This is a genomic window from Streptomyces sp. WAC06614, assembly GCF_003949795.1.
In the GTDB taxonomy this organism is placed as follows: Bacteria; Actinomycetota; Actinomycetes; order Streptomycetales; family Streptomycetaceae; genus Streptomyces.
Map to the genome: position 1 here is coordinate 1 of NZ_RPRY01000367.1, position 6,552 is coordinate 6,552.

The window sequence follows — 6,552 nt, forward strand, 5'->3', positions numbered from 1 at the left end:
GGTCCGACGAGACGGGCCCGGGGACGGGGTGGGGCGGGGGCGCTCCGTCAGGGAGGTGTCGTCGAGGAACACCGGGCCCGTCTCGTCGGACCCGGCGACGGCGGTGGCCGCCGTCGCCGGCCGGCTCGTGCCGGGCACCCACGACGAGCCGTTCCAGTACCGGATGTACCCGGGGATGGACGGGTCGGGGTAGTAGCCCTCACGGGCGTGCTCGCCGTCACCAGGGGAGGCCGTCAATGTCCCCAACTCCGTTCGTGGCTTGAGGCTTGTGCAAGGGAGGACCATAACCAAGAACCCCCCTCCGGCAGGTCCGGTAACGGGAGAATGCAAGCCTTCGGGGGAACGTGAGCCCGACATCGATTTCCGGCCGGTCGAAAAAATCCGGCCAGGTTTCGGACGGTCCCTCGAAGTCGCGTCATAGCCGGGCACTTCCCCGCTCTTCACGGGTGCGGGGTCGAAAGCCGGCCCCGCGACGCGAACCGAAGCGAGGCACCCATGTACCCCTCCCCCGCCGTCGAGCGCGAGCTGGAACTCAAGCTGGTCCTGTCCCCCGAGCGCAGCATCGCCGTCCCCGCCCGGTTCACGTACCGGTCGGACGACCCGTTCGCCGTGCACATCACCTTCCACACCGGCTCGCACACCCCGGTCAACTGGACCTTCGCCCGTGAGCTGCTGGTCGAGGGGGTCTTCCGGCCCTGCGGTCACGGCGACGTACGGGTCTGGCCCACCAAGATCGACAACACGGCGGTGCTGTGCATGGCCCTCAGCTCCCCCGACGGCGACGCCCTGCTGGAGGCCCCGGCCGCGGTGGTGTCGGCCTGGCTGGAGCGGACCCTGCGCCTGGTGCCGCCGGGCACCGAGGCCGACCGGCTGGGCCTGGACGCGGCCCTGGCCGCGCTGCTGGCCCCGACCCCGGCCGACGAGCTGTGGCTGCGCGATCCGTGGCCGTCGGACGAGTCCGGGGACACCGAGGCGTGACCCGGCGGCAGCGACAACGGCAGCGGCAGGGGCGTCAGAAGAGCTTGCCGGGGTTGAGCAGGCCCAGCGGGTCGAAGGCCTGCTTGACCGCCCGCTGCATCTCCAGCCCCACCGGGCCCAGTTCGCGCGCGAGCCAGTCCTTCTTCAGCACGCCCACCCCGTGCTCCCCGGTGATCGTGCCGCCCAGTTCCAGCCCGAGGGCCATGATCTCGTCGAACGAGGCCCGGGCCCGCGCGGTCTCGTCGGCGTCGGCGGGGTCGAAGCAGACCACCGGATGGGTGTTGCCGTCGCCGGCGTGGGCGCAGACCCCGATGGTCAGACCGTGCCGGGCGGCGAGGGCCGCCGTGCCGTCGAGCATCTCGGCGAGCCGGGACCGCGGCACGCACACGTCGTCGATCATCGTGGCCGGGCGCAGCGCCTCCAGGGCGGTCAGCGACATCCGGCGCGCCTGGAGCAGGAGTTCGGACTCCGCCTCGTCCTCGGCGGGCACCACGGCGGTGGCCCCGGCGGCCCGGCACAGCTCCCCCACGGCTGCGAGCTCGGCGGGCGCCCCGGGGGTGTCGAACGCGGCGAGCAGCAGCGCCTCGGTGCTCTCGGGCAGGCCCATCCGCCCGAGGGCGTTGACGGCCCGGACGGTGGTGCGGTCCATCAGCTCCAGCAGCGAGGGGGTGAACCCGGCCTCCATGACGGCGCAGACGGCGGCGCAGGCCGCGGCCGCCGAGGGGAACTCGGCGGCCAGCGCCAGTTGCCGGGGCGGGGCCGGGCGCAGGGCCAGCACGGCCTGCACCACGATGCCGAGACTGCCCTCGGAACCGACGAACAGCCGGGTCAGGTCGTAGCCGGCGACGCCCTTGGCGGTGCGGCGGCCGGTGCGCAGGAGCCGTCCGTCGGCGAGGACGACGTCGAGCCCGAGGACGTACTCGGCGGTGACTCCGTACTTGACGCAGCACAGCCCGCCGGAGGCGGTGCCGATGTTGCCGCCGATGGTGCACTGCTCCCAGCTGGAGGGGTCGGGCGGGTAGTACAGGCCGCGCTCGGCGACCGCCCGGGACAGGACGGCGTTGACGACGCCGGGTTCCACGACGGCGATCCGGTCGACCGGGTCGATCTCCAGGATGCGGTCCATCTTCAGCAGGGACACGACGATCGAGCCGTCGGTGGCGTTGGCGCCGCCGGACAGCCCGGTGCGGGCGCCCTGCGGGACGACGGGGACGCGCAGCTCGTGCGCGGTCCGCAGCACGTGCTGGACCTGGGCGACGGTGCGGGGCACGACGACGGCCGCGGGGGTGCCGGCGGCGCAGAAGCTCGCCATGTCGTGGGCGTAGGAGGTGGTCACCGCGGGGTCGGTGAGGACCGCGTCGGCCGGCAGGCCCTTCAGGAGGAGCGTACGGAGGTCGTCCATGTCGTCCATGGGGGCCAGCGTGGCAGCAGGGGCCATCGGTGTGAACCCGGCCGTGCCCCTCTTCGGACATCGCGGCGCGCTCTTCATATTGACGCACAGTGAGCGGGTGGACTTCATGGACGAGGAATCCCGGCCGCCGGCGCCCGTGACCTTCACCGGCCGCAAGACACTGGTGGCTGCCGCGATCGCGGTCGTGCTGATCGCGGCCGCCCTGCTGATCCGGCCCGCCCGGCACATCGACGACGCGCGCCCGCCCGCGCCGAGCCAGCGGGCGGTGACGGCGATGGGGCTGGGCGCCCCGGCGGCGGCGGTGGACCTGACGGCGCTGATCATCGACCGGGAGAAATGGCTGAAGGAGCACGCCGACGACGAACGGTCGTGGGCGGTGCTCGGCTCGGCCTACCTGGAACAGGCGCGCCGGACGGCGGACCCGGGCTGGTACCCGCGGGCGGAGCAGTCCCTGAAGCGGTCCCTGAAGCTCAGGCCCGCGGAGAAGGGCAACCTCGACGCGATGGCGGCCATGGGCGCCCTGGCCAATGCGCGGGGGGACTTCGCCACCGGCAAGAAGTGGGGCGAGCTGGTCCGGGCGCAGTCGGCCAAGCAGTGGGCTGCGTACCCGGTGCTGGTGGACGCGTACGCGGGGCTCGGTGACTACAAGGCCGCCGTGAAGGTGATGGAACAGCTGCTGGAGCTGCGGCCGGGCCTGGCCGCCGGCTACGTCAAGGCCGCGCAGGTCTACCGGGACCGCGGCTGGCGCGAGGACGCGGTGGCCTCGCTGGACAACGCGGCGGCGGCCGCCAAGTCCCCGGCGGAGAAGGCGCTCGCGATGGACCGGCTGGGCGAACTGGCCTGGGAGCGCGGCGAGCCGGTGGAGGCGCTGCGGCTGTACGAGGGGGCGCTGCGGGCCGATCCCGCGCACGGGGCGGCGCTGGGCGGCCGTGCCCGGGCGCTGGCCGCGCTGGGCCGGGAGGGTGAGGCGCTGCGGGACTACCGGATGGCGCTGGGCCGGGTTCCGTCCCCGGCGCTGGCGCTGGAGCTGGGCGAGCTGCTGGAGTCGCTGGGGCGGCGGGAGGAGGCGCAGGAGTCGTACGCGCAGGTGGTGCAGTTGGCCGCGAAGGGTGCGGCGAACGGGGTCGACGAGACGGTGGTCCTCGGCCTGTACGAGGCGGAGCACGGTGATCCGGCGGAGGCCGTGCGGCGGCTGTCGGCCACGTGGGAGCGGAACAAGAGCATGGCGGTGGCGGACGCGCTGGGCTGGGCGCTGCACCGGGCGGGCGACGACGAGGCGGCGCTGGAGTACGCGAAGAAGGCGACCGAGCCGGGGCTGCGCAGCGCCGAGTTCTTCTTCCACCGGGCCCAGATCGAACGGGGCACGGGTGACACGGCCTCGGCCCGCCGGCACCTGCAGGACGCCCTGCGCACCAACCCGCACTTCTCGCCGCTGCGGGCGCCGCAGGCGAAGGAGGCCCTGGAGTCGGTGGGCCAGCCCCCGTCGGGCGGCCCGGAGAACGTCCGCCCGAAGGGCCGCTGGGTGGCCCCGGACATGAGCGCGTACATGAGCAAGCCCAAGCCGAAGCCGTCCCAGCCGGGCCACTGACGCCGGGCCTCCGGTACGCCGGGACCGCCCCGGGCCCTCGGGCCCGGGGCGGCGGCCTGTCGGAGGCGGCCCGTCGGAGGCGGCCTGTCGGAGGCGGCCCGTCAAAGGCAACCCGTCAGAGGTTGCCGCGCTTGTCCTGCTCGCGCTCGATCGCCTCGAAGAGGGCCTTGAAGTTGCCCTTGCCGAAGCCCATCGAACCGTGGCGCTCGATGATCTCGAAGAAGACGGTCGGGCGGTCCTGGACCGGCTTGGTGAAGATCTGCAGCAGGTAGCCGTCCTCGTCGCGGTCCGCGAGGATCTTCAGCTCGCGCAGCTCGTCGATCGGCACCCGGGTGTCGCCGACCCACTCGCCGAGGGTGTCGTAGTACGTGTCCGGGACGGACAGGAACTGGACGCCGGCGGCGCGCATGGTGCGCACGGTGTTGACGATGTCGTTCGAGGCCAGCGCGATGTGCTGGACGCCCGGCCCGTTGTAGAACTCCAGGTACTCGTCGATCTGCGACTTCTTCTTCGCGATCGCCGGCTCGTTGATCGGGAACTTCACCTTCTTGGTGCCGTCCGCGACCACCTTCGACATGAGCGCCGAGTACTCGGTGGCGATGTCGTCGCCCACGAACTCCTTCATGTTCGTGAAGCCCATGACCTTGTTGTAGAAGGCGACCCACTCGTCCATCCGGCCGAGCTCGACGTTGCCGACGCAGTGGTCGATCGCCTGGAAGGTGCGCTTGGCGAGCGGGGGCACCAGCGGCTCGGCCTCGATGAAGCCGGGCAGGTAGGGGCCGGTGTAGCGGGAGCGCTCGACCAGGGTGTGGCGGGTCTGGCCGTAGGTGGCGATGGCGGCCAGCACCACGGTGCCGTGCTCGTCCTGCACCTCGTACGGCTCCTGGAGCCCGCGGGCGCCCTGCTCGACGGCGTACGCGTAGGCGGCGCGCGCGTCGGGGACCTCGATGGCCAGGTCGATGACGCCGTCACCGTGCTCGGCGACGTGCTCGACGAGGAACCGGCCGTGGTCGGTGGTCGGCTTGATGACCGAGGTCAGGACGAAGCGGGCCGAGCCGTTGGTCAGCACGTAGCTGGCGGTCTCGCGGCTGCCGGTCTCCGGTCCGGAGTAGGCGACCAGCTTCATGCCGAACGCGGTGGAGTAGTAGTGCGCGGCCTGCTTGGCGTTGCCGACGGCGAACACGACCGCGTCCATGCCCTTCACCGGGAAGGGGTCGGCCTCACGCGCGGTGTCGGGGGTGTGATCCAGGGTCTCAGTCATGAGCGCAGAGTCCCGCCGAAACACAAGCTGCGCAATAGTTTCCTGTTTGGATGTACAAACTGCCCAGCAAAAGCCCAGGATGGCTGGAGCATCTGTACACGATGACCAGCGGAGGGCGCCTCATGAGCATCGACAATCTCGATGGCAGGCTCATCGTTCTCCTGGCCCGTGAGCCCCGGATCGGCGTCCTGGAGGCCTCGCGCCGGCTGGGCGTGGCGCGCGGCACGGTCCAGGCGCGGCTCGACCGGCTCCAGTCGAACGGGGTCATCCGCGGGTTCGGCCCCCAGGTGGACCCGGCCGCGCTCGGCTACCCGGTGACCGCGTTCGCCACGCTGGAGATCAAGCAGGGCCAGGGCTCCGACGTCCGCGCCCATCTGGCGGGCGTGCCGGAGGTGCTGGAGCTGCACACCACGACCGGGCACGGGGACATGCTGTGCCGTCTGGTGGCGCGGTCCAACGCCGATCTGCAGCGGGTGATCGACCGGGTGGTCGGCTTCGAGGGGATCGTCCGGGCGTCGACGGCGATCGTCATGGAGAACCCGGTACCGCTGCGGGTGATCCCGCTGGTGGAGCAGGCGGCCCAGGACGACTGAACGGGCCTTCTCCCGCACGGGACTCCACGCAAAGAGTTCTATGCAAAGAAACCCTTGCACAGAACTCTTTGCACACCTACGCTTGAGCCATGCCCGAGAACGAGCCGCAGCACACCGCCCCGGGGGACGACCCCGGCCCCGAGCTCAACGTCCGCAAGCTCGACGCCCGCACCCTGCGCGGCCTCGCGCACCCGCTGCGGATCCGCCTGCTGGCGGCGCTGCGGCACGACGGACCCGCCACCGCCTCCCAGCTGGGCGAGCGCTTCGGCGAGTCCAGCGGCTCCACCAGCTACCACCTGCGCCAGCTCGCCGCCCACGGCTTCGTCGAGGACGCCCCCGGGCACGGCAAGGGACGCGAGCGGTGGTGGCGGGCCGCGCACGACGGCACCGCCTTCGACGAGGAGCTGGTCCACGACGCCGACCCGGCCGTGCGCGGCGCCGCCGACGTCTTCCTCCAGGAGATCGCCACGATCCACGGGCAGGAGGTGCACGACTGGCTGGCCGGTGCGCAGGCCTGGTCCCTGGACTGGCGCCGCGGCTCCGACCTCAGCGACTTCACGCTCCGCCTGAGCCCCGAGCAGAGTCTCGAACTCATCCACAAGATGCACGACCTGATCAACAGTTACCGCGACCTCCCGCCGGCCGAGGACACCCGGCCCGTACGCCTCCACGTGCACGCCTTCCCGCGCGCGGCCGACTGACCGCCCGCCCACCACAGCAC

General features: G+C 72.2%; 7 protein-coding genes. 4 read left to right on the forward strand and 3 right to left on the reverse strand.

Features of this window, described 5'->3' with window-relative positions; genetic code table 11:
* On the reverse strand, nucleotides 1–246 hold a 246-nt coding region (locus tag EF918_RS30795; RefSeq protein WP_148141287.1), incomplete at its 3' end, for a DUF2510 domain-containing protein.
* Between the two features lie 249 nt (nucleotides 247–495).
* Between EF918_RS30795 and EF918_RS30800 the strand changes: the two genes are divergently transcribed.
* Nucleotides 496–978 carry an SsgA family sporulation/cell division regulator gene (locus EF918_RS30800; RefSeq protein ID WP_125652215.1) on the forward strand — a complete coding sequence of 161 codons (483 nt, stop codon included), beginning with the start codon at nucleotides 496–498 and terminating at the stop codon, nucleotides 976–978.
* A 34-nt stretch (nucleotides 979–1,012) separates the two neighbouring features.
* Here EF918_RS30800 and EF918_RS30805 read toward each other — a convergent pair whose 3' ends face one another.
* Nucleotides 1,013–2,380, reverse strand: a complete 1,368-nt coding sequence (locus EF918_RS30805) for an FAD-binding oxidoreductase (protein WP_125652219.1) — start codon at nucleotides 2,378–2,380, stop codon at nucleotides 1,013–1,015.
* On the opposite strand from EF918_RS30805, the gene EF918_RS30810 reads away from it, so the two are divergent.
* Nucleotides 2,379–3,977, forward strand: a complete 1,599-nt coding sequence (locus EF918_RS30810; RefSeq protein ID WP_260610820.1) for a lipopolysaccharide assembly protein LapB — start codon at nucleotides 2,379–2,381, stop codon at nucleotides 3,975–3,977. The genes EF918_RS30805 and EF918_RS30810 overlap by 2 nt on opposite strands.
* Nucleotides 3,978–4,092: 115 nt before the next feature.
* Here EF918_RS30810 and hppD read toward each other — a convergent pair whose 3' ends face one another.
* Nucleotides 4,093–5,238 carry a 4-hydroxyphenylpyruvate dioxygenase gene (gene hppD / locus EF918_RS30815; RefSeq protein WP_125652216.1) on the reverse strand — a complete coding sequence of 382 codons (1,146 nt, stop codon included), beginning with the start codon at nucleotides 5,236–5,238 and terminating at the stop codon, nucleotides 4,093–4,095.
* Between the two features lie 122 nt (nucleotides 5,239–5,360).
* On the opposite strand from hppD, the gene EF918_RS30820 reads away from it, so the two are divergent.
* Nucleotides 5,361–5,831 (forward strand): Lrp/AsnC family transcriptional regulator, encoded by a 471-nt coding sequence (locus tag EF918_RS30820; protein ID WP_125652217.1) that lies wholly within the window; start codon nucleotides 5,361–5,363, stop codon nucleotides 5,829–5,831.
* An 89-nt stretch (nucleotides 5,832–5,920) separates the two neighbouring features.
* Nucleotides 5,921–6,532, forward strand: a complete 612-nt coding sequence (locus EF918_RS30825) for a transcriptional regulator (protein WP_125652218.1) — start codon at nucleotides 5,921–5,923, stop codon at nucleotides 6,530–6,532.
* Nucleotides 6,533–6,552 lie beyond the last annotated feature (20 nt).